Consider the following 20,643-nt stretch of genomic DNA (forward strand, 5'->3'; position numbering starts at 1 on the left):
GGCCGTCGGGGCCGATCGTGAGGGAGTGCTCGTCGCTTTCGACGGGGATGCCGGCGTCGGTGGTGGTCGGTTCGGGTCGGATCTGCGTCACAACGTTCCTCTTTCCGCGGGGCGGGCGGCGCACCCGGGGCAGATGCCCCAGAACACCACTTCCGCCTCGTCGATGGTGAAGCCGTGCGCGGTGCCGGGGGTGAGGCAGGGCGCGGCGCCGGTCGCGCAGTCGACGTCCTCGGTCCGCCCGCACCGCCGGCACACGACGTGGTGGTGGTTGTCCCCGGCCCGGCGCTCGAACCGGGCGGGGTGGCCCGGCAGCTCGATCCGCCGGACCAGGCCGGCTTCCGTGCACGCGCCCAGCACGTCGTAGATCGCCTGGGTGGACACGGAGTCCAGCAGTTCCCGGACGCCGGTGCCGATGGCGTCCACAGTGGAATGAGGATGCTCGGTCAGCCAGGTCAAGACGGCCCGGCGGGGCGCGGTGACCCGCAAGCCCGCCGCCCGCAGGCTCGACGCCGCATCGCTCATGACTCCCCACCGTGCGCCCTTCTCTGGAACCGGTCAAGTCCACGGATGGACGGTTTTGCGGGCGCGAAAACGGGTAGAGGCGCCCGGTCTGGCATCGTGGGGGAGTGAGCGAGCGACCGGCGTTCGTGCTGCACGAGCACTGGCGCCCCCGGCACCACTTCGACCTCCGCCTCGAGGAGGACGGCGTGCTGCGCTCGTGGGCGGTGCCCCGCGGAATGCCCCCGGACGCGGCGGGCAACCGGCTCGCGGTCGCCGTGCCGGACCACGCGCTCGACCACCTCGCGTACGAGGACGAGACGAAGAAGATCGCGGACACCGGCTGGTGGGAGGAGCACGACCGGACGGAGAAGCGGATCCTGTTCACGCTGCACGGCCGGGCGGGTGCGGTGCGGTATGCGCTGATCCGCACGGACCGGGACTGGCTGCTGCATCGGACGCGGGATCAGCCGGGACAGGCCTCGGTTCAGGCGTAGCAAATTCGCGGGTCGGCGCGACTCTTTACGACTTCACGGGCGAGAGCGACCGCGAGCTGGCCGAAGCCGCCTCCGCGTCGACGTCACGCCGCCGACGAAACGCGCACCTGAGAAGGCCGCATAGCTCGGTGCGCCCACTGGCCCAGCACCGCCAGCAACGCGATCTCCAGCACCATCATCAACCGCTCCACCAGCCCGGTCGCCACCGTCGGCAGGTGGCCGCCCAAGACGACGTTCACCGCGAACGGGACGATGAACGGCAGGTAGAACGGGATCGCGGCCAGGGCGAGCCGCCGTGACCAGGACGCGAAACGGCGCCAGCGGGGGTCGTCGCGGTGGCGGCGGCCCAGGGCCCAGCCGACGATCGGCAGGCTCAGGCACGTCACCGCCGACGCGTACAGGTGGATCTTGCCGGTCGCCGTGATCGCGCCGCCCTGGGGGTCCTTCGCGAAGATCGCCACCGCCACCAGGCTCACGCACCACAGCGCCTTCGCCGCCACCAGCGCCGGGTTCGCCAGCAGGCCGCGGCGGTAGAGCGCGACCAGCAACAGCGCCGAGCCGGTGCTGGTGAGGATCAGCGCGCCGTCCCACAACCCGCGGCCGGGGCTCAGCGCGTAGTCGCTGAGCATCGAGCTGACCGGGTCGAGCGGCGCGAGGCTCCGGTCGAGGTGCAGCACCACGAGCAGGACGACGGCGACGGCGAACGCGGCCAGCGCGCCCGGCACGAGCAGGCGGGCGCGGAGGCGGGGACGGACCGGTGAAGGGCACAACATGCGTTAAGACACTCCGGGACGGCTCGGCTGGTTCAGGCGCAAGCCGCGGACGCTACCGTGACCGTTCCGTGACCAGCGTGAAGCCCGGCCGAGATGTGACGCAGGCCTCAGTGCTCGCCGTCCTGCGGGATCTCCGCCGAGTCCGTCAGCCGCAGCTTGCGCCGGGCCCGCTGGTAGAACGTCGTCATCCCGAGCCGGACGACCCGGGCGGCGCTGGGCCGGCCGCGCAGGTCGAGGCGGTCGCCGGGGGAGACGTAGCCCGCGACCTGGCCGTCGACCTCCACCGCCAGCCGCCCGCTGGTCGGCAGGATCTCCAGGGACACCTCGTCGTGCACCGACAGCACCACCCCGCGGCTGTACGCCGAGTGCGGCGCCGCGGGCGTGACCAGCAGCGCCTCCACCGCCGGGCTGGTGATCGGGCCGCCCGCGGAGAAGCTGTAGGCCGTCGAGCCGGTCGGGGTCGCGACGACCACCGCGTCGGCCGAGTAGCTCACGAACGGCTGGCCGCCGACGCGCACCGCGACCACCGCGCTGCCGTCGCCGGGCACGCGGACCACGGCGATGTCGTTGAACGCCGTGATCTTCCGGCCCTCCAGCACGGCGTCCACGGCCAGCCGCGGCTCCACCGTGAACTGGTGGTCGTCGATGGCCGAGAGCGCGCCGGGCAGGTCGGGGACGTCGACCTCGGCGAGGAAGCCGAGCTTGCCGAGGTTCACCCCGAGCACCGGCGCGCGCTGTCCGTCGGCCAGCCGCATGGCGCGCAGCATCGTGCCGTCGCCGCCGAGGCTGACCACCAGGTCGGAGCGGCGGCCGAGCTCTTCGGGGGTCACCCCGATCGCCGCGCAGTTGAGCCGGACGATCTCGTCGGCGATGCCGAGGATCTCGATGTTCCGGTTGCCCGCCCAGCCGAGCACGGCGTCGACGGCGGCCGCGGAGTCGCGGCGGGGGTGCAGGACCAGGCCCGCGGAGTGCATGTCAGCGGGCCGGGTCGGGAGCGAGCGTCATGCGCCCAGTCTGCCCGCTCCCGCCCGCCGCCGCGAGAACCGGAGCGCGCCGTCGTCGATCCGGCCGTGCCGCAGCTTGACGACGTCGTGCGCGTAGCTCATGCCGAGCGTCCACGGCGCCCGCGACCCGGCCTTCGGGAACTCGTCGATCGACCGCAGCACGTACCCCGCGTCGAAGTCCAGCAGCGGCCGCTCGGTGACGGCCGGGTCGTCGTTGACCGGCACGCACTGGTCGAACCCCTGCCGGTCGAGGTGGCGCAGCAGCCGGACGAAGTACTCGCCGACGAGGTCGGCCTTCAGCGTCCACGACGCGTTCGTGTACCCGATCGTAAACACGAAGTTCGGCACGCCGCTGAGCATCATCCCCTTGTACGCCATGGTTTCCGGCAGCTTCACCGGCTCGCCGTCCACCACGAGCTCGATGCCGCCGAACGCGAGCAGCTTCAGCCCGGTGGCGGTGACGACGACGTCGGCTTCGAGCTCGTCACCCGATTCGAGGCGCACTCCCCGTTCGGTGAAGGCGGCGATCCGGTCGGTGACGATCGAGGCGTCACCACGCTTGATCGAGCGGAAGAGGTCGCCGTCCGGCACCAGGCAGAGCCGCTGGTCCCACGGCTGGTACCGCGGCTTGAAGTGGGTGTCGACGGCGTACCCCGGCGGCAGCTGCTTCATCGCCGCCTTGCGGATCATCGCTTTGACCACCCCGGGCCGGCGGCGGCTGAGCTGGTAGATCAGCGTGCTCACGGCGACGTTCTTCCAGCGCGCGATCGGGTACGCCAGCTTCGCGCCCAGCAGCCCGCGCAGCCGGTTGGCCAGCGCGTCCTCCGACGGCAGCGAAAGGATGTAGGTGGGGGAGCGCTGCAGCATCGTCACGTGCTCCGCGCGGTCGGTCATCGCCGGGACCAGCGTGACCGCGGTCGCGCCGCTGCCGATCACGACGACCTTCTTGCCGGTGTAGTCGAGGTCCTCGGGCCAGTGCTGCGGGTGCACGACGGTGCCGCCGAACCGCTCCAGCCCCGGGAACTCCGGCGTGTGGCCGCCCGCGTAGTCGTAGTACCCGCTGCACAGGTAGAGGAACTTCGCGGTGAGCGTCACGGGCTCGCCGTCGTGCACGGCGTCGACCGTCCACAGTGCGTCCTCTGTGGACCATTCCGCACGGACGACCTGGTGCCCGAACCGGATGTGCCGGTCGATCCCGGCCTCGGTGGCGGTGTCGCGGACGTACTGCAGGATCGACGGCCCGTCCGCGATGGCCTTCTCGCTGGTCCACGGCCGGAACCGGTACCCGAGCGTCTGCATGTCCGAGTCGGACCGCACGCCGGGGTAGCGGAAGAGGTCCCAGGTGCCGCCGATGGCGTCACGGGCCTCGAGGATCGTGTACGTCCGGCGCGGGAACGCCGTCCGCAAGTGGTGGGCCGCGCCGACGCCGGACAACCCGGCGCCGACGATCAGCACGTCGACGTGGTCGGTCATCTCAGGCGGCCTCCTTTCGCCGCAGGCGCTTCAGCAGGAGCGAGAGCATGGCGTTGTAGTGGGTGGGGGTGACACGCGCGAGCGCGTCGAAGAGCCGGGCGTCGGGGCCGACGAGGATGCGGGCCTTCCCGCGGTCGACGCCGGTGTGGATGACCTCCGCCGCCTTGTCCGGCGACGTCATCGTGACGGCCTCGAACTGCGCGGCCATCTGCTCCTTCGTGCGGCCCAGGCCCTCGGGGTCCTGCCGCATCCGGGCGTTGCGGGCGATGTTGGTCGTGATGCCGCCCGGGTGCACGGTGATCGCGCGGACCGCCGAACCGCGCAGCTCCTGGCGCAGCGACTCGGTGAAGCCGCGGACGGCGAACTTCGCCGCGCAGTAGGCGCTCTGGTGGGCCACGCCGAGCAGGCCGTAGACGCTGGAGGTGTTCACGATCGCGCCTTCGCCCTGCTCGACGAGGATCGGCAGGAACGCCCGCGTCCCGTGCACCACGCCGTGGAAGTTGATGTCGTGCAGCCAGTCGTCGTCCTCGGGCACGGCGTCGAGCACGGTCGAGGTCACCGCGACCCCGGCGTTGTTGAACACCGCTGCCAGCGGCGCCGGGAGCCACTCGCGCACCTCTTCGGCGAACCGGAGCTGGTCGGCGGCGTCACGGACGTCGAGGACGCGGGTGAGCACCTTTCCGTGCAGCGCCGCGGCGGTGGCCTTGAGCCCGTCCTCGTCGACGTCGGCGAGGGCGACCGGCGAGCCGAGCCGCGACAGCCGCGTCGCCAGCGCCCGGCCGATGCCGGACGCCGCGCCGGTGATGACCACCGGCCGGCCGGTGATGCTACGGGGCCGTGACATCGCTGCTCCTCACGTGCTTGTCGATGAGGTCGAGGACGGTCGGCCACGCGCCTTCCGGCAGGTCGTGACCCATGCCGGGGACGGTTTCGAGGCGGGCGCCGCGAATCGCCCGCGCGGTGGCCGCGCCGCCGGTCGGGTGGACCATCCGGTCGCGGTCGCCGTGGATCACCAGCGTGGGCGCGGTGATCCGCTTCAGCCACGCCGTCCGGTTGCCGGACTTGAGGATCGCGCCGAGCTGACGGCCCACGCCGCCCGCCGTCGGGTCGCGGTCCCAGCCCGTCCCGGCCGTCTCGCGGACCCACGGCTCGTCGAAGGGGAAGCCGTGCGAGCCGATGTGCCGGAACATCGTCACGGCGCTTTCGATCGCCTCTTCGCGCGACTTCGGCGGCTTCGCGCCCATCAGCCGCAACGTCGAGAACGCCGGGCGGCCGATCAGCCGGGAGCCGGTCGTCGACATGATCGACGTCAGGGTCCGGACGCGGTCCGGGTGCAGCGCCGCGACGGTCTGGGAGATCATGCCGCCCATCGACACGCCCGCGATGTGCACGCGGTCGAGGCTCAGCGCGTCGAGCAGGCCTACGGTGTCGGCGGCCATGTCCTTCAGGTCGTACTGCTCCGCCGGGAAGCGCCCGGCGAACATCGCGGGCAGGCTCGCCGGCCGGAACCGCGGGTGCGTCGAGCGGCCGGCGTCACGGTTGTCGAACCGGATCACCTCGAAGCCGCGCTCGGCGAGCCGGGCGCAGAACGCGTCCGGCCAGCTGTGCAGCTGCTGGCCGAGCCCGGCGACGAGCACCAGCGGCTCGGCGCCCGCGTCCCCGATCCGTTCGCAGGCCAGGGAAATCCCCCGGCCGGCGTCGGCGATCTGTTCGGTCACGAATCTCATCCGGTGCTCCGGCGGCGCACGACCGCGCGGCCGCCCTTGGCCGGGGCGTACGCGACGCCCCGGGAGTGCCAGCGTTCGTCCGGCTCCGCCGTCGGAACGAGGGTGAAGTCCCGCAGCAGGGTGCGCAGGACGACGGACATCTCCATGGTCGCGAACGCGGCCCCGAGACACCGGCGGGTGCCACCGCCGAACGGGATCCACTGGTAGAGGTCCGGGCGCGCGCCGGCGAAGCGGTGCGGGTCGAAGGTGGCCGCGTGCGGGAAGACCGCGTTGTCGTCGTGGATCAGCGCGATGCTGACCAGCACGTTGTAGCCCTTCGGCAGCGTCCACCGGCCGAGCTGGAAGCCGTCCTGCTTGACCTGCCGGGCGGTGAGGTCGATGACCGGGCGGGCGCGCTGGACCTCGAGGATCCTCGCGTCGAGGAGCTTCCCGTCCGTCGCCTCTTCCAGCTCCTTCAGGAGCGCGGGATGACGGCGGAGGCGTTCGACGGCCCAGGCCAGCGTGGTCGCCGTGGTCTCGTGCCCGGCGGTGAGCAGGGTGAGCAGCTGGTCGGCGATCTCGTCGCGGCTCAGCCCGGACCCGTCGTCGTAGCGCGTCTGCAGCATCATCGAGAGGACGTCGTCGCCGTCCGGGCGCGCCTTCGCGATCAGCCGGTCGACGATCGTGTCGTACTCGCGGCGCATCGCCTCGAAGCGGCGCCAGGGGTTGAACCGGCCCTTCTTCGGGATCGGCGCGACCGCCAGCCGCGAGCCCAGGGTGACGAACGGCGGGAGCAGTTCGCGCAGCTGCGCGAACTCGGCCCCTTCGGCGCCGAACACCGCGCGGAGGATGGCGTTGAGGGTGATCCGCATCATCGACGGCAGCGTCGCGAACGCGCGGCCTTCGGGCCAGGTTTCCAGCTCCCGGACGGTTTCTTCCTCGACGATCTTTTCGTACGCGGCGAGCCGGCGGCCGTGGAACGGCGGCACCAGCAGCTTGCGCTGCCGTTTGTGCTCGTCGCCGGACAGGGCGAACATCGACCGCGGCCCGAGCACCCGCCCGAGGTTGACCTCGAGGTTGTCGACGAGGTCCGGCCCGGAGGTGAACAGCTGCTTGATCTCGGCGGGGCCGCTGATCACGACGGCGTTGCCGAAGATCGGCACGTTCACCGTGAAGGCGTCGCCGTAGCGCGCCCGCAGGCGGCGCATGCCGCGCAGCGGGAACGTCAGCGCGTAGGCGCCCTGGACGGCGCGCGGTGCGGTGGGGCCCGGCGGCAGCGCCACCGGCCTCGTCATGGTCGTCATCGACCCTCCCGGAAAGGTGGTACGCGAACGTACCGTCGGTACGGTACGCCGGTGTACCATTCGATTTCAAGAGGAGGGGTATAGCGTGGCGACGGTGACGACAACGGCTCCCGTGGCCGGCGGGTTCCGGCAGCGGCTGCTCGACGGCCTCGCCGCGGCCATCACCGCGGACGGCTTCCGCGACACGACGGTCGCCGACATCGTGCGCCAGGCCCGCACGTCCCGCCGGACCTTCTACGAACACTTCGCCGGCAAGGAAGAATGCCTCGTCGCGCTGCTGGCCGACGCCAACCGCGAGATGATCCGCCGGATCTCCGAAGCCGTCGACCCCCGGGCCCCGTGGGCCGACCAGGTGCGGCAGGCGATCGAGGCGTGGATCGCCTGCGCGGAGTCCGAACCGGCGATCACGCTGAGCTGGATCCGCGACGTCCCGGCCCTCGGCGCCCCGGCCCGCGAACTGCAGCGCGACGCGATGGAAGGGTTCATCGCGATGACGCACCGGCTGACCGACACACCCGAGCTGCGCGCGGCGGGGATCAGCCCGCCGTCGCGGCAGCTGGCGATCATGCTCCTGGGCGGCCTGCGCGAGCTGATCGCCACGACGGTCGAGGACGGCGGCCGCGCCGGCGACGTCACCGAGGTGGCGGTCCGGGCGTCCCTGGCGTTGCTGGGCCCGGCCTAGTGCTCGACGCCCGCGCACCAGACGCGGGTGATCGTGCGGGTGGCGTGGATGTCCGCGACCGGGTCGCCTTCGACGAGGACCAGGTCGGCGCGCAGGCCCGGCTCGATCCGGCCCCGGTCGGTCAGGCCGAAGTGCCGCGCCGGCAGCTCGGTGGCCGCCCGCAGCGCGTCCACTGTGGACAGGCCCGCCTCGACGAGGAGGGTCAGCTCGGTGTGCAGGCTTTCGCCGTGCGCCACCTGGGAAGGCAGGCCGGGCTGGGTGTGGGAGTCCGTGCCCGCGAGGATCGGCACACCTGCGCGGTACAGCTCGCCCACGGACCGCCGCGCGCCGGTGTACGCCTCCGGTGAGCCGAACCCGGACGCCAGGCCCTGCATCATGACCAGGGTCGGGACGACCACCCGCCGTGCGGCGACCGCCCGTTCGACATCGTCTGCTGCGACGGGAACGCCGAGCGGCGCGTGGGTCAGGATGTCGGCGCCCGCGTCCAAAGCCATCGTGTACGCCCCGGCCGAAGCGGCGTGCGCGACCACCCGCAGCCCGGCTTCGTGCGCGGCCTCGACCAGCGCCCGGGCGGCGGGCAGCTCAGGGCCGCCGTCTCCGGGCGCCTCCAGGACGATCTTGAGGTAGTCGGACCCGGCGGCCACCCGCGCCGCGACGAACTCCGCGGCCCGGGCAGGATCGGTGACGATGGCCTCGGCGGGCAGGCCGAGCACGCGCGCGTGCGGCCCACCCGGGCCGATCGCGGGCAGGCCCGCACTGCGGATGTCCGTGAGCCCAGGCTGGTTCCGTAGGGACGTGAGGAGCTCGATGTCCGCCGTGGCCATGTCGAGGGCGGTCGTGACGCCGTGCCGGGTCAGCCGCTCCAGGTTGTCGCGGCTGTCGAGGTGGATGTGGGCGTCGATGAGCCCGGGCAGCAGGACGTGCCCTTCGCCGTCGACCGTCCGTGCGCCGGAAGGGTCGGTGCCGAGGACGGCGCCGTCGATCACGACGGTCCGCGGCTCGGTGAGCCCGGCGCCGTCGAACACCCGGACGTCGGTGATGGCGGTCTTCGAGAAGATCGCCGCCCGCGCCGGCACCGGGAAGGCCGCGCTCTACCGGCGCTGGTCGGCGCCGGCGGACCTCGTGCTCGCGGCGCTCACCGACCCGGTCGCCGGGTTCGAACAGACTCCGCCGCCGCGCACCGGCTCGCTGCGCGGTGACCTCGTGGTGCTGCTCGGCGGGCTGGCCCGGGTGCTCGACGAACCGCACGGCCGGGCGCTGCGGCCGCTGATCACGCAGCGGGACCGGCACCCGGAGCTATTCGAGCGCATCCGGGCGCTGGTGCTGCGCCCGCGTCAGGAGCTGATCGTGGCGGTGCTCGCGGAAGCCGTCTCGCGCGGGGAGGCGCGGCCTTCGGCGGTCACCGCGCGGTCGGCCGCGGTCGGGCCGCGCCTGGTCATCGTCGAGCACATCGAGACCGGCGCCGTGCCGGCGGCGGAGGTCGAGGCGATCGTCGACGAGGTCCTGCTGCCGCTGTACCGGCGGTAGGTTGCGGTTCATGGAAAGCGACAACAGCCAGAGCGTGTTCGACGTCCACGCCGAAGCCGCGGCCCTGCCGGCCACCGCGACGACGATGCTGGTGGACAAGTACTTCGTCGACAAGCCGTCGGCGAGCGCGCGGATCTTCCGGATCTACCGCGAGGTTCCGCTGCACTACCACGAGGAGTGCGACGAGCACCTGTACATCCTCAGCGGCGGCGGCACGTTCCACCTCGACGGCGAGGAGTTCGAGGCGCGGCCGGGGATGTTCCTGTGCTTCGAGCGGCGGAAGGTCCACGGCTTCCCGGTGGTGGCCTCCGAGCCGTTGGTGGTGCTGGCGATCGACGTGCCGCGCCGCCGCCCGGACGACATCGTGTTCGTCGACCCTTCGGCCGGGGACGCGAAGACCTTCATGGCCCGCAACACCTGAGGCGCTGTCTCGAATTGCGACAGCCGGACGGCGGTGGCGGTCCTACCGTCGGTGGGCGGCCGTGCCCGGACGCCGATGCCGGGCGGCACGCCGGAGGCGACGATGAAGGCGCTGGTCTACCACGGTCCGGGCGCGAAGGCCTGGGAAGACGTCCCGGACGCCACCGTCCAGGAGCCCACCGACGTCGTGGTGCGCGTCGACACCACGACGATCTGCGGCACCGACCTCCACATCCTGCAGGGCGACGTCGCCGCGGTCACCGACGGCCGGATCCTCGGCCATGAGGCGGTCGGCACGGTGACGGCGGTGGGCGACGCGGTCCGCGCCTTCGCGGTCGGCGACCGGGTGCTCGTCCCGGCCATCACCCAGTGCGGGCGTTGTGAGTACTGCGGCCGCGGGATGCCGTCCCACTGCCGGACGGTCGGCGGGATCGGCTGGATCTTCGGCCACCTCATCGACGGCACGCAGGCCGAGCTGGTGCGCGTGCCCTACGCGGACACGTCGCTGTACGCGGTACCCGACGACGTCACGAACGAACAGGCGATCTTCCTGGCCGACTCGCTCCCGACGGGCTACGAGGTGGGCGTCCTGGCCGGCCGCGTCCGCCCGGGCGACACGGTGGCGGTGGTCGGCGCGGGCGCGGTCGGCCTGGCGGCGATCCTGACCACGGGCCTGTGGGGCGCGTCGAAGGTGATCGCGGTCGACTCCAACAAGTTCCGCCTGGAGAAGGCCCTGGAGTTCGGCGCAACGGACGCGTTCGAAGCCGGCCCCGGCGTTCTGTCCGACGTCCAGGCCCTGACCGACGGCCTCGGCGTGGACGTCTCGATCGAGGCGGTGGGCTACCCGGAGACCCTCCTGACGGCGGCATCGCTGGTCCGCCCGGGCGGCCGCATCGCGAACATCGGCGTGCACGGGGTGCCGGTCGAGCTGCCGATGCAGGAGATGTGGATCCAGAACCTGACGCTCACGATGGGCCTGGTCGACACGGTGTCGATCCCGACGCTGCTGAAGATGGTGTCCTCGGGCCGCATCCCGGCCGAGCGCATGGGAACCCACCGGTTCACGTTTGCTCAGATGGACGAAGCGTACGAGGTGTTCGCCAACGCTGCGGCGAACTCGGCGCTGAAGGTGGTCATCACTCCCTGAGCGCGTCACGCACGACCTCGACTTCGATGTGCTTCGCGAGCCTGCCGAGGTGTTCCCGGACTTCGGCGGAGTCGCCGGTGAAGCGGTCGAACATGAACACCTTGACGCGCGAGGTGCAGCTGGTCGTGGCCCAGCCCGTCGAGCTCTTCCGCACGTAAGTCGAATCTTCGCCGTCCTGTCGATCCTGTCAGGACTCGTTCGACGCTTCTATGACGGCGAGCCCAGGGAGGCCCTACGATGACCGGTCCGGTCCGGCTGTACATGACGATGTCGCTCGACGGTTTTGTCGCGGGCCCGGACGACCGCCCCGGTCAGGAGCTCGGCGCCGGCGGTGGCCGGCTCTTCGACTGGCTGGACCACCGCCACGGTGACGGCGCCAGCGGGCAGATCTTCGCCGAGGCGATGGCCACGGGAGCGCTCATCTCGGGCCGCCGGACCTTCGAGCTGGCCGGGCGGTGGGGTGGCGACCACCACGACGGTGTCCCGATCCACGTGCTGACACACGAAGTGGACCCGGCGGACGTCCCGCCGGGCAGCGCGCGGTTCTTCACGGACGTGGTCGCGTGTGTCGAGGAGGCGCGCGCCGCGGCGGGCGAGCGTGCGGTGATGGTCCACGGCGCCGGCGCGGCTCAGGCTTTGCTGGCGGCGGACCTGCTGGACGAGCTGGAGATCCACCTCGTCCCGGTCCTGCTCGGCGCCGGGCGCCCCTTGTTCGGGGAGACCGGACTGGACCGGCGCGAGCTGGAGCTGGTGCGGCAGCTCACCGACGAGGGTGTGCTCCACTTGCGTTACGTCGTACGGCGTTGAGCCGTCCCGCGGCTCCGGTCTCGGCCGGAGCCACGGGGGAAGCGTCAGTCGGCGTCGGGGAAGTGGATGTCGGTGATGTGGACGTCCACCAAGGCGACCTCGAGGCCCAGGTACTGCTCGACCGCCTCGATCACCTTGATGCGGATTTGCTCCGCCACCGTCTTGACCGAGCGCCCGAACTCGAGGACCACCGCGACGGTGATCGTGGCGACGTCGTCCAGGATGTCGACCAGGATGCCGGACTCGTCGAGGGCGTGGACGCCTTCGGCCTTCGCCGTGACCTTCGTGACGATCTTGGTCACGACGCCGTCCGCGACCGTCGTGCTGCCGCGGGTTCCGGCCGCCTGGCGGGATTCCGCGACCTCCGGCTCGGCGACCGCTTCCTCGGCCACGGCCGGCTCGGTCTCCTCGGCTTCTTCGGCGGTGTCCTCGTCGCTCTCGGCCGTCACCACGACCGGCTCGGCGACCTCGTCGGTGTCCTCGTCCTCTTCCACGACGGCGTCCTCGTCGGACCCGGCCGAGTCCTCGTCGTCCTCATCAACCTCGGCGGTGTCTTCGTCCTCGGTCTCGACCGCCTCGGCGCTGTCCTCGGTTTCTTCGGTGTCGTCGTTCTCGGTCAGGTCACCGTCGGCCGCGTCGGTCTCGACGATTTCCTCGGCCGAAGCCGTCTCGGGAGCGGATTCCGTTTCCTCGGTGGCGGGCTCGACGACGGCGGTCTCGGTGGCGACCGGCTCGGGGGAGCTGTAGCCGTACCCGCCGGAACCGGCGGTTTCGTTCTTGGGGCGGCCGAAGATGCTGTTGATGACGTCGGACATGTTTTCCCTTTCCGGGAGCGACGACTTCGGGTGGGGGACGAGCAGACGGGCGAAATGATAGGGGCATCGCCCGGCTTTCGATCAGCGGCCCCCGCATCGAGACTTGCTTGTGTCCCAACGGATAACGCGCTCACTGTGCGTCAGGTCGCGATCAGCGATCAGCTACCGCGGTGGCCCGTTGTTGTCCCGGAGTTGTCCCTCGCCCGGCCAGTCCACAGTGTTATGTCAGCGTTCCTCGAACAGCCGGGCCGGGACGCTCGAAGCCAGCGCCCGGTACCCGGCCGGGTTGAGGTGGAGATGATCACCCACGTCGTACGCCGGGAGCAGCCGCGAAGGCTCCGCCGGATCGCGGACCACCCGATCGAAGTCCAGGACCGCGTCGAAGTGGCCGCCGCCGCGGATCCATGCGTTCACCGATGTCCGGGCCGCCTCACGTTCGGGTGCGTCGTAGCCTTCGTTGCCGCCGAACGGTGTGAGCGTCGCGCCGTAGACCTGGATTCCGGCCGCGTGGGCTCGGACCAGGATCTGGTCGTACGCGTCGATCAGGTCCGACGCCGTCCGGGCTGCCGTCGCCGGAGTCGCGGTGCCGAGGTCGTTTACGCCTTCGAACACGATCGCCCATGAGACTCCGCTCTGGGCGAGCAGGTCACGATCCAGGCGGGCCAGGACGTTCGGGCCCAGGCCGTCCTGCAGTACCCGGTTGCCGCCCGCCGCCTGGTTCACGACCGCCGTCGGCACCCGTGCGGCCAGGACGTCCGGCCAGCGGTCGTTGCCGTTGGTCGTCGAACCGCGGCCGTCCGAGAGGGAGTCGCCGATCACCGCCGCTGCCGACGCCGGGGACAGCACCTCGATGCCGCTCAGGAAGTACCAGTGGTCCACCGGCGTCGCGCGGGGCAGGTCGGATGCGGCCACCTGGTTGCCGGGCATCAGATAGGACGTCGTCCGGGAACCCGGGTGCGAAGTGACCGACAGCGAACCCTGTCCCGTGGCCAGATACGCCGTCACCGTGACGTTTTCGAACGCGCGCACCGGGAACGGCAGCGGGTCCGACACGACCTGCGCGCCCACCGGGACCGTCGTCGACGGCTTTCCGTGGAACGTCACCGGGAGCGCACTGCCCGGCACCACGCCGGACACCCCGGCCCGGCCGTCGACGGGACGCGCCACCGTGACGGCGGTCAGCGGCAGGGGAGCGCCGCCGAAAGCGTTCGAGAAGCGCAGGCGGATCCGCGGCCCGCCCGCCGACACGTGCGCGGTCTGGCGCAAGGAAGCGTTTTCGAAGACCCGGTCAACACCCGTGAACGGCGCCGGCGGCAGGTTCGACGGCTCGGTCAGCTGCGGCATCGACGTCCAGGTCGCGACCCAGCGCAACGACGGCGGGCGGCCCGACGCGCCCACGAACAGCGCTGTCAGGACGGCCAGGAGCAGGATCAGCAGTGGCCGTCTCACCCGGAGAACTCCGGGGAGAGCACCCGGTCGAAGCCGACGAGACGGCGCGGGCCGGTCAGCGTGCAGTGCAGCGTCGTCACGATCCGCTCGCTCGAGGTCCCCACCCGCAGCTCGACGTCGCCGGGGTCGACCTGGCGCCGTCCCGCGCGACCCGTGTACGACGTCAGGTCGGCGTGCAAACCGATCTCCAGCATGGAAGTCGCGCCGGCGGCCAGGGTGACCCGGCGGGCCGCGATCAGCTGACGCTCGGGCCGCGCGACCTCGGCGACCGGGTCGTGCAGGTACACCTGGACCACTTCCGTGGTGTCCCGCGAGTGGTCGTTGCGGAGGGTCACGCGCACGCGGCACACCCCGTCCGTCGGCCACACCGAGCCCGTCGCGCTGACGTCCAGCCAGGTCGCCGGCGCGTAGGAGAGCCCGTGGCCGAACGGGAACAGCGCGGACGGGTCGACCGTGCTCACCTCGCTGCGGCGGCCCAGCGGCGCCGCGAGGTAGGTCGACGGCTGGCCCGCGCCGGCCGCCGGGAAGCTCACCGGCAGCCGGCCCGATGGGTTGATCCGTCCTTCGAGGACACCGGCCAGGGCCGCGGCGCCCTCCTCGCCGGCGTAGAAGCCGCAGACCACCGCGGCCAGCCGGGAGATCTGCCGCGAGAGCTCGTACGGCCGTCCGGAAAGCAGGACGACGACCACCGGGGTGCCGGTGGCCAGCAACGCTTCCAGCAGCTCCTCCTGCCGGCCGGGCAGCCGCAGGTCGGCCGCGTCGCAGCCTTCGCCGGACGTCCCGCCGCCGAACAGCCCGGCCCGGTCGCCCAGCACGGCCACGCAGACCGAGGCGGACGAACACGCCGCCACCGCTTCCGCGATCCCGTCGTCGTCCCCGCCGGTCACCGGGCAGCCCAGCGCGTACGCGACGTCGTGGGACGAGCGCAGCGCTTCCAGCACGGTCGGCACCGAGACGCCGAACGGGACGTCGGGATGGTGGACACCGACGTGCAGCGGGAACGAGTAGCAGCCCAGCATCGCGCCGGGGGCGTCGGCGCGCGGGCCGACCACGGCGAGCCGGCCGCCGGGGGAGAGCGGCAGCGTCCCGTCGTTGTGCAGCAGCACGATCGACTCTTCGGCCACTTCGCGCGCCAGCGAACGCGACGCGTCTTCGTCGAGGTTGATCTCCTCGGGCACGTCCGGCGCCCAGTCCGCGTCGAGCAGCCCCAGCTCGCACTTCTGCCGCAGCACCCGCTCGAGGGCGCGGTCGACGACGGCGGCGTCGACCGCGCCCCCTTCCACCGCGGCGAGCAGCGGCTCGCCGTAGCAGTCCATGGTCGGGAGTTCGACGTCGATGCCCGCGGTCAGCGCCTGCCCGGCGGCGTCGGCGCGGTCGGCCGCGACGCCGTGCAACCGGTGCAGGAACGCCACGGAGAAGTAGTCGGACACCACCGTGCCGGTGAAGCAGTAGGTGTCCCGCAGCAGTTCGGTCAGCAACGAGGGGTCGGCGGCGCCGGGCACGCCGTCGACGTCGGTGTAGGTGTTCATCACCGAGCGGGCGCCCGCGCGCAGCGCCTGCTCGAACGGCGGCAGCAGGACGTCGGCGATTTCGCGCGGCCCCGCGGAAACCGGTGCGAGGTTACGGCCGGCGCGCGAAGCGGAGTACCCGACGAAGTGCTTCAGAGTCGCGACGACGCCGGCCGATTCGAGACCCGCGACGTAGGCGCTGCCGATCGTGCCGACCAGGTACGGGTCCTCGCCGATCGTCTCCTCGACGCGGCCCCAGCGCAGGTCGCGCGCGACGTCGAGCACCGGCGCGAGCCCCTGGTGCACCCCCAGGCCGCGCATCGTTTCGCCGATCCGCGCGGCCATCCGGCGGACGAGGTCCGGGTCGAACGTCGCTCCCCAGGACAGCGGCGCGGGGTAGATCGTCGCCTGCCACGCGGCCAGCCCGGTCAGGCATTCTTCGTGCACCACGGCGGGAATCCCGTACCGGCTGCTCGCGACGATCCGCCGCTGGGTGCGGGCGAGGCTGCGCGCGCCGATCACCGGGTCGACCGGGCGGGTGCCGAAGGCCCGGGTCAGCTGCCCGATGCCGTGGCGGGCCAGGTCGTCGAGATCGATCGAGGCGTCGACGAAGTCGTGCTGGTGCGGGGCCATCTCCCCGCCGGAGTCGATGCCGACCCAGACGCCGTAGAGCTGGGCGATCTTCTCGCGGAGGGTCATCCTGGCCATCAGGGCGCGGACGCGCTCGGCCGGGTCGGCGGCGGGGTCGCGCCACGGCTCCGGAGCCGTCGCAGGCTGCGTGGTCAAGGGTTTCCGCCCTTCTTCGAGGGGAGGGCGCGGGTCGAGTGCCGCACCACCAGGCCGGTCTCGAGGGTGACGTGGGTGCGCTCGACGGCGTCGCCGTTGATCAGCGCGATGAGCATGCTGATCGCGCGGTGGCCCATCTCGCGGATCGGCTGGTCGACGGTGGTCAGCGGCGGGCTGCAGAGCGCCGACTCGGGCACGTTGTCGAAGCCCACCACGGAAAGGTCGTCGGGCACCGAAAGACCCAGCTCGCGCGCCGCGCCGACGGTCGCGATGGCCGAGATGTCGTTCGCGGCGAAGACCGCGGTCGGCCGGTCCGGGCCGGTGAGCAGGTCGTGGGCCGAGGCCGCGGAGACCTCCGGGTCGTAGGCGCCGATCCGGATCAGGTCTTCGTCGGCCGGCACGCCCGCGGCCTCCAGCGCCCGCAGGTAGCCGGTCTTGCGCAGCGACGCCGATTCGAGGTCGGGCCGGCCGGAGAGGAACCCGATCCGCCGGTGCCCCAGCTCCAGCAGGTGCTCGGTGGCCAGCTGCGCGCCGCGCAGGTTGTCGGAGTCGATGGTCGGCAGGTGGGACGGCCCGGTGTGCGGGTCGACCGCGACGACCGGTGTCCCGGGCACGGCTTCCAGCGAGACGGCCGGCGTGACCAGCACGGCGCCGTCGACCAACGTGCCCGAAAGCCGTGACAGGTAACGCTTTTCCCAGCCCTTCGGGTCGCCGGTCCGCCCGCCCGCGGAGTAGACGACCAGCTCGAAGCCGCTGCCGCGGATGGCGTCGGCCGCGCCCTTGAGCAGCTCCGTGGAGAACGGTTCGAGGTCGGCGACCAGGATCCCGATCACGTTGGTCCGGTGGTTGCGCAGGCTCTGCGCCACGAGACTCGCCTCGTAGCCGAGCTCTTCGATCACCGCGCGGACCTTCGCGAGCGTCGCGGCGGAGACGCCGTAGCGCTCGTTGATCACTTTGGACACCGTGGCCACCGAGACGCCGGCACGGGCCGCGACGTCACGGATGGTCACCCTCGAACTGGGCTGCATCGGCTCAGACTAACCATGGAAAACGTTATCGACAACGATTGACATCCGATTTGCCCGGGAGCAAACTCTTCGCCAACCCGGGCGCTGTGACGCCCCGTCCTACTCGGCCGAAGTCGTCAGGAGTGGACCCACGATGTTTGCGAAACGCAGAATCCCCGTTCTCGCCGCGCTGGCGGCGATCGTGCCGCTCGCGCTCTCGGCGTGCGGCGGGGGGAGCGAAGCACCCGCGCAGCCGAGCGGGCCGGTCACCCTCACCTGGTGGCACAACGGCACCACCGACCCGATCAAGTCGATCTGGGAGAAGGTCGTCACCGACTACCACCAGGCGCACCCGGACGTCACGATCAAGGCCCAGCCGCTGCAGAACGAGGACTTCCCGACCAAGGTCCCGCTCGCCCTGCAGGGGGCCACGCCACCGGACGTCTACCAGTCCTGGGGTGCGGGCGAACTCGCCTCGCAGGTCACCTCCGGCAAGCTCGCCGACATCACCGAGGCGACCAAGCCGTGGATCTCGCAGGCCGGCAAGTTCGCCGAAAGCTGGCAGGTCGACGGCAAGCAGTACGGCGTGCCGTTCGAACAGCACTTCGTCGGCTTCTGGTACCGCAAGGACCTCTTCACCCAAGCCGGGATCACCGCGCCGCCGAAGACCATGGACGAGCTCAACACCGCCGTCACGCAGCTGAAGGCCAAGAACATCGCCCCGGTCGCCGTCGGCGGCAAGGACCGCTGGCCGGACGCGTTCTACTACAACTACTTCGCCGTCCGCGAGTGCTCCGCCGACGTGCTCAAGCAGTCGGTGAAGGCCGTCAAGCTCGAGGACCCGTGCTGGACGAAGGCCGGGCAGGACCTGAAGAACTTCCTGGCCACGCAGCCGTTCCAGACCGGGTTCGCCGGCACCCCGGCCCAGCAGGGCGCGGGCAGCTCCGCCGGCCTGGTCGCCAACGGCAAGGCCGCGATGGAGCTGCAGGGTGACTGGGAGCCGGGCACGATGTCGTCGCTGACCGACGACAAGCAGCTGGACTCGAAGGTCGGCTGGTTCCCGTTCCCGTCCGTGGCGGGCGGGCAGGGCGACCCGGCGGCCGTGCTCGGCGGCGGTGACGGGTTCGCCTGCACCTCCCGCGCGTCGAAGGCGTGCGCAGACTTCCTGCAGTACCTCAACACCGAGCCGGTGCAGACGCAGCTCGCGGCGCAGGGGGCCGGCCTGCCGGTCAACAGCGCGGCGGCGAAGTCGCTGAAGACCGACACGCTCAAGGCGGTCTACGACTACGGCGTCAAGGCTCCCTACCTGCAGATGTACTTCGACAAGGCGTTCCCGACCGCGGTCGGCGCGGCCCTGAACGACGCGGTGGCCACCATGTTCGCCGGCCAGGGCACCCCCGAAGGCATCGTGGCCGCCGTCAACCAGGCCGCGGCGGGCAACAAGTGACCACGACGACCAGCCCGGTGCGGGCGGCGCGACCGCCCGCACCGGCGGCGCCGGTCCGGAAGCGGCGCTCGAGCCTGCGCAAGCGGCTCGAGCTGGCGTTGCTGCTCGGCCCGGCGCTGCTGCTGTTCGCCGGGTTCGTCCTGGTGCCGATCGGGATCGCCGGGTTCTACAGCCTCTTCCAGTGGAACGGGTTCGGCCCGCTCGAGGACTTCGTCGGGTTCGACAACTACGCCGACGCCTTCGCCGGCGACGTGTTCCAGGGCGCGATCGGGCACAACCTGATCATCGCCGGGCTGTCGATCGTGGTGCAGCTGCCGCTGTCGATCGGGCTGGCGATGCTGCTCAACCGAAAGCTCCGCGGCCGCGCTGTGCTGCGCGCGCTGGTGTTCGCGCCGTACGTCCTGTCCGAGGCGATCACCGCGGTGATCTGGGTGCTCATGCTGCAGCCGAACGGGTTCGCCGACCAGGTGCTGCAAGGCGCCGGGCTCGGCGGCCTGGTCCGGCAGTGGCTGGCCGACCCGGGCATCGTGCTCTACACGCTCTTCGCGGTGATCACCTGGAAGTTCATCGGCTTCGGCATCATCCTGCTGCTGGCCGGCCTGCAGGGCGTGCCCGCCGAGCTGCGCGAAGCCGCGGCGCTGGACGGCGCGTCGGCGTGGCAGACCACCCGGCACGTCGTGCTGCCGCTGCTCGGGCCGACCATCCGGATCTGGGTCTTCCTGTCGGTGATCGGCTCGCTCCAGCTGTTCGACATCGTGTGGATCATGACGCTGGGCGGCCCGGCGAACGCGTCGACGACGATGGCGACCTACCTGGTCGACCACGGGTTCAAGCGGTACGAGTTCGGGTTCGGCTCCGCCGTCGCGGTGATCCTCTTCGTCATCTGCTTCGTGTTCGCCCTGCTGTACCAGCGGTTCGCGCTGCGCCGCGACACCCAGGGCGCCCTGACGAGGATGGTGGGCTGATGCGCTCGCGCCGGTTCGGGCTGTCGATGGGGTACCTCGCGGCGATCGTCGTGGTCGGCGTGACCCTGGTGCCGCTGCTGTTCGTGGTGCTCGGCGGGTTCCGCAGCAACGCGCAGATCAACTCCGACCCGGCGGGCCTGCCCGGGCCGTGGGTCACCGGGAACTACGCCTCGGTGCTCGGGTCGGGCGCGTTCTGGACGTTCCTCGGCAACAGCGCGCTGATCGCGGTGATCGCGACCGCCGTCGCCGTCGGCCTGGGCTCGATGGCCGGGTTCGCGCTGTCGCGGTACCAGTTCAAAGGCCGTGAGGCGCTCTACACGTTGTTCACGCTCGGCCTGCTCTTCCCGCTCACGGTGGCGACGCTGCCGCTGTACCTGTGGCTGCGGCAGCTGGGCATGCTCGAAAGCTTCTGGGGCGTGGCGATCCCCGAGGCGGCGTTCTCGCTGCCGGTGACGATCGTGATCCTGCGCCCGTTCATGCACGCCATCCCGGGCGAGCTGGAGGACGCCGCCGTGCTCGACGGCGCGAGCCGGCTCGGGTTCTTCTGGCGCATCCTGCTGCCGCTCTCGGCGCCGGCGCTCACCACGGTCGGCGTGCTCGCCTTCGTGACCAGCTGGAACGCCTACCTGCTGCCGCTGCTGGTCTTCAACGACACCGCGCACTTCACGCTCCCGCTCGGTGTCGCGACGTTCCAGTCCCAGTACTCCCAGGACACCGCCCGTGTGCTCGCGTTCACGGCGTTGTCGATGGTCCCCGCGCTCGCGTTCTTCGTGCTCGCCGAACGACGCATCGTCGGCGGGCTGACCGGATCCGTGAAGGGCTGACTCA

Annotated in this window: 22 protein-coding genes; 9 read left to right on the forward strand and 13 right to left on the reverse strand. The window is 71.6% G+C overall.

What is annotated here, in order from left to right; all coding sequences use genetic code 11:
- Positions 1 to 87 precede the first annotated feature (87 nt).
- Complete coding sequence (locus ACZ63E_RS34485) at positions 88 to 522, reverse strand: Fur family transcriptional regulator (RefSeq protein WP_465340408.1); 435 nt, start codon at positions 520 to 522, stop codon at positions 88 to 90.
- A 104-nt stretch (positions 523 to 626) separates the two neighbouring features.
- On the opposite strand from ACZ63E_RS34485, the gene ACZ63E_RS34490 reads away from it, so the two are divergent.
- The gene (locus tag ACZ63E_RS34490) at positions 627 to 995 is read left to right on the forward strand and encodes a DNA polymerase ligase N-terminal domain-containing protein (RefSeq protein WP_465340409.1); all 369 of its coding nucleotides are present in this window, start codon (positions 627 to 629) and stop codon (positions 993 to 995) included.
- A gap of 83 nt (positions 996 to 1,078) precedes the next feature.
- Here ACZ63E_RS34490 and ACZ63E_RS34495 read toward each other — a convergent pair whose 3' ends face one another.
- The 6 genes from ACZ63E_RS34495 to ACZ63E_RS34520 all read right to left on the reverse strand — a co-directional run bounded on the left by ACZ63E_RS34495 (position 1,079) and on the right by ACZ63E_RS34520 (position 7,255).
- Positions 1,079 to 1,768, reverse strand: a complete 690-nt coding sequence (locus ACZ63E_RS34495; protein WP_465340410.1) for a DUF998 domain-containing protein — start codon at positions 1,766 to 1,768, stop codon at positions 1,079 to 1,081.
- Positions 1,769 to 1,875: 107 nt separating this feature from the next.
- A complete protein-coding gene (locus ACZ63E_RS34500; protein WP_465340411.1) occupies positions 1,876 to 2,742 on the reverse strand; it encodes an NAD(+)/NADH kinase in 867 nt (288 codons plus the stop codon).
- Between the two features lie 27 nt (positions 2,743 to 2,769).
- Positions 2,770 to 4,245 (reverse strand): flavin-containing monooxygenase, encoded by a 1,476-nt coding sequence (locus tag ACZ63E_RS34505; protein ID WP_465340412.1) that lies wholly within the window; start codon positions 4,243 to 4,245, stop codon positions 2,770 to 2,772.
- 1 nt (position 4,246) lies between these two features.
- On the reverse strand, positions 4,247 to 5,089 hold the full coding sequence (locus tag ACZ63E_RS34510; protein WP_465340413.1) for an SDR family NAD(P)-dependent oxidoreductase: 843 nt from the start codon (positions 5,087 to 5,089) through the stop codon (positions 4,247 to 4,249).
- Positions 5,073 to 5,963, reverse strand: coding sequence for an alpha/beta fold hydrolase (locus ACZ63E_RS34515; RefSeq protein WP_465340666.1), 891 nt, complete (start codon positions 5,961 to 5,963; stop codon positions 5,073 to 5,075). The genes ACZ63E_RS34510 and ACZ63E_RS34515 overlap by 17 nt, the downstream gene beginning before the upstream one ends.
- Positions 5,964 to 5,968: 5 nt before the next feature.
- Positions 5,969 to 7,255: a cytochrome P450 gene (locus ACZ63E_RS34520; protein ID WP_465340414.1), complete on the reverse strand. Its 1,287-nt coding sequence runs from the start codon at positions 7,253 to 7,255 to the stop codon at positions 5,969 to 5,971.
- A 94-nt stretch (positions 7,256 to 7,349) separates the two neighbouring features.
- On the opposite strand from ACZ63E_RS34520, the gene ACZ63E_RS34525 reads away from it, so the two are divergent.
- Positions 7,350 to 7,937: a TetR/AcrR family transcriptional regulator gene (locus tag ACZ63E_RS34525; RefSeq protein ID WP_465340415.1), complete on the forward strand. Its 588-nt coding sequence runs from the start codon at positions 7,350 to 7,352 to the stop codon at positions 7,935 to 7,937.
- On the opposite strand, the gene ACZ63E_RS34530 is transcribed toward ACZ63E_RS34525, so the two are convergent.
- A complete protein-coding gene (locus ACZ63E_RS34530) occupies positions 7,934 to 9,013 on the reverse strand; it encodes an amidohydrolase family protein (RefSeq protein ID WP_465340417.1) in 1,080 nt (359 codons plus the stop codon). The genes ACZ63E_RS34525 and ACZ63E_RS34530 overlap by 4 nt on opposite strands.
- Between ACZ63E_RS34530 and ACZ63E_RS34535 the strand changes: the two genes are divergently transcribed.
- The 3 genes from ACZ63E_RS34535 to ACZ63E_RS34545 all read left to right on the forward strand — a co-directional run bounded on the left by ACZ63E_RS34535 (position 8,976) and on the right by ACZ63E_RS34545 (position 11,031).
- Complete coding sequence (locus ACZ63E_RS34535; protein WP_465340418.1) at positions 8,976 to 9,464, forward strand: TetR-like C-terminal domain-containing protein; 489 nt, start codon at positions 8,976 to 8,978, stop codon at positions 9,462 to 9,464. The two genes, ACZ63E_RS34530 and ACZ63E_RS34535, sit on opposite strands and share 38 nt — an antisense overlap.
- Before the next feature lie 10 nt (positions 9,465 to 9,474).
- Complete coding sequence (locus ACZ63E_RS34540; RefSeq protein ID WP_465340419.1) at positions 9,475 to 9,885, forward strand: cupin domain-containing protein; 411 nt, start codon at positions 9,475 to 9,477, stop codon at positions 9,883 to 9,885.
- 102 nt (positions 9,886 to 9,987) lie between these two features.
- Entirely contained in the window at positions 9,988 to 11,031 is a 1,044-nt protein-coding gene (locus ACZ63E_RS34545; protein WP_465340667.1) for an alcohol dehydrogenase catalytic domain-containing protein, read from the forward strand.
- Here the strand turns inward: ACZ63E_RS34545 and ACZ63E_RS34550 are convergent.
- The gene (locus tag ACZ63E_RS34550) at positions 11,021 to 11,185 is read right to left on the reverse strand and encodes a hypothetical protein (protein WP_465340420.1); all 165 of its coding nucleotides are present in this window, start codon (positions 11,183 to 11,185) and stop codon (positions 11,021 to 11,023) included. The two genes, ACZ63E_RS34545 and ACZ63E_RS34550, sit on opposite strands and share 11 nt — an antisense overlap.
- Before the next feature lie 83 nt (positions 11,186 to 11,268).
- On the opposite strand from ACZ63E_RS34550, the gene ACZ63E_RS34555 reads away from it, so the two are divergent.
- Positions 11,269 to 11,838: a dihydrofolate reductase family protein gene (locus tag ACZ63E_RS34555; RefSeq protein WP_465340421.1), complete on the forward strand. Its 570-nt coding sequence runs from the start codon at positions 11,269 to 11,271 to the stop codon at positions 11,836 to 11,838.
- 44 nt (positions 11,839 to 11,882) lie between these two features.
- Here the strand turns inward: ACZ63E_RS34555 and ACZ63E_RS34560 are convergent, their stop codons facing one another.
- From ACZ63E_RS34560 to ACZ63E_RS34575, 4 genes are all read right to left on the reverse strand, one after another.
- Positions 11,883 to 12,653 carry an Asp23/Gls24 family envelope stress response protein gene (locus ACZ63E_RS34560; RefSeq protein ID WP_465340422.1) on the reverse strand — a complete coding sequence of 257 codons (771 nt, stop codon included), beginning with the start codon at positions 12,651 to 12,653 and terminating at the stop codon, positions 11,883 to 11,885.
- Between the two features lie 225 nt (positions 12,654 to 12,878).
- Positions 12,879 to 14,102, reverse strand: a complete 1,224-nt coding sequence (locus tag ACZ63E_RS34565; RefSeq protein WP_465340423.1) for an SGNH/GDSL hydrolase family protein — start codon at positions 14,100 to 14,102, stop codon at positions 12,879 to 12,881.
- Positions 14,099 to 16,396: a beta-xylosidase/alpha-l-arabinosidase gene (locus ACZ63E_RS34570; RefSeq protein WP_465340424.1), complete on the reverse strand. Its 2,298-nt coding sequence runs from the start codon at positions 16,394 to 16,396 to the stop codon at positions 14,099 to 14,101. The genes ACZ63E_RS34565 and ACZ63E_RS34570 overlap by 4 nt, the downstream gene beginning before the upstream one ends.
- Positions 16,393 to 17,424 carry a LacI family DNA-binding transcriptional regulator gene (locus ACZ63E_RS34575; RefSeq protein ID WP_465340425.1) on the reverse strand — a complete coding sequence of 344 codons (1,032 nt, stop codon included), beginning with the start codon at positions 17,422 to 17,424 and terminating at the stop codon, positions 16,393 to 16,395. The genes ACZ63E_RS34570 and ACZ63E_RS34575 overlap by 4 nt, the downstream gene beginning before the upstream one ends.
- Positions 17,425 to 17,557: 133 nt before the next feature.
- Between ACZ63E_RS34575 and ACZ63E_RS34580 the strand changes: the two genes are divergently transcribed.
- Genes ACZ63E_RS34580 through ACZ63E_RS34590 form a run of 3 tightly spaced genes read left to right on the forward strand, consistent with a single transcriptional unit; the run spans position 17,558 to position 20,639 of the window.
- Complete coding sequence (locus ACZ63E_RS34580; protein ID WP_465340426.1) at positions 17,558 to 18,850, forward strand: ABC transporter substrate-binding protein; 1,293 nt, start codon at positions 17,558 to 17,560, stop codon at positions 18,848 to 18,850.
- Positions 18,847 to 19,815 carry a carbohydrate ABC transporter permease gene (locus ACZ63E_RS34585; protein ID WP_465304447.1) on the forward strand — a complete coding sequence of 323 codons (969 nt, stop codon included), beginning with the start codon at positions 18,847 to 18,849 and terminating at the stop codon, positions 19,813 to 19,815. Before ACZ63E_RS34580 ends, ACZ63E_RS34585 begins: the two co-directional genes overlap by 4 nt.
- Entirely contained in the window at positions 19,815 to 20,639 is an 825-nt protein-coding gene (locus ACZ63E_RS34590; protein ID WP_465340427.1) for a carbohydrate ABC transporter permease, read from the forward strand. The genes ACZ63E_RS34585 and ACZ63E_RS34590 overlap by 1 nt, the downstream gene beginning before the upstream one ends.
- Positions 20,640 to 20,643: the final 4 nt, after the last annotated feature.

The sequence above is a fragment of the Amycolatopsis sp. NPDC104819 genome, assembly GCF_055583145.1.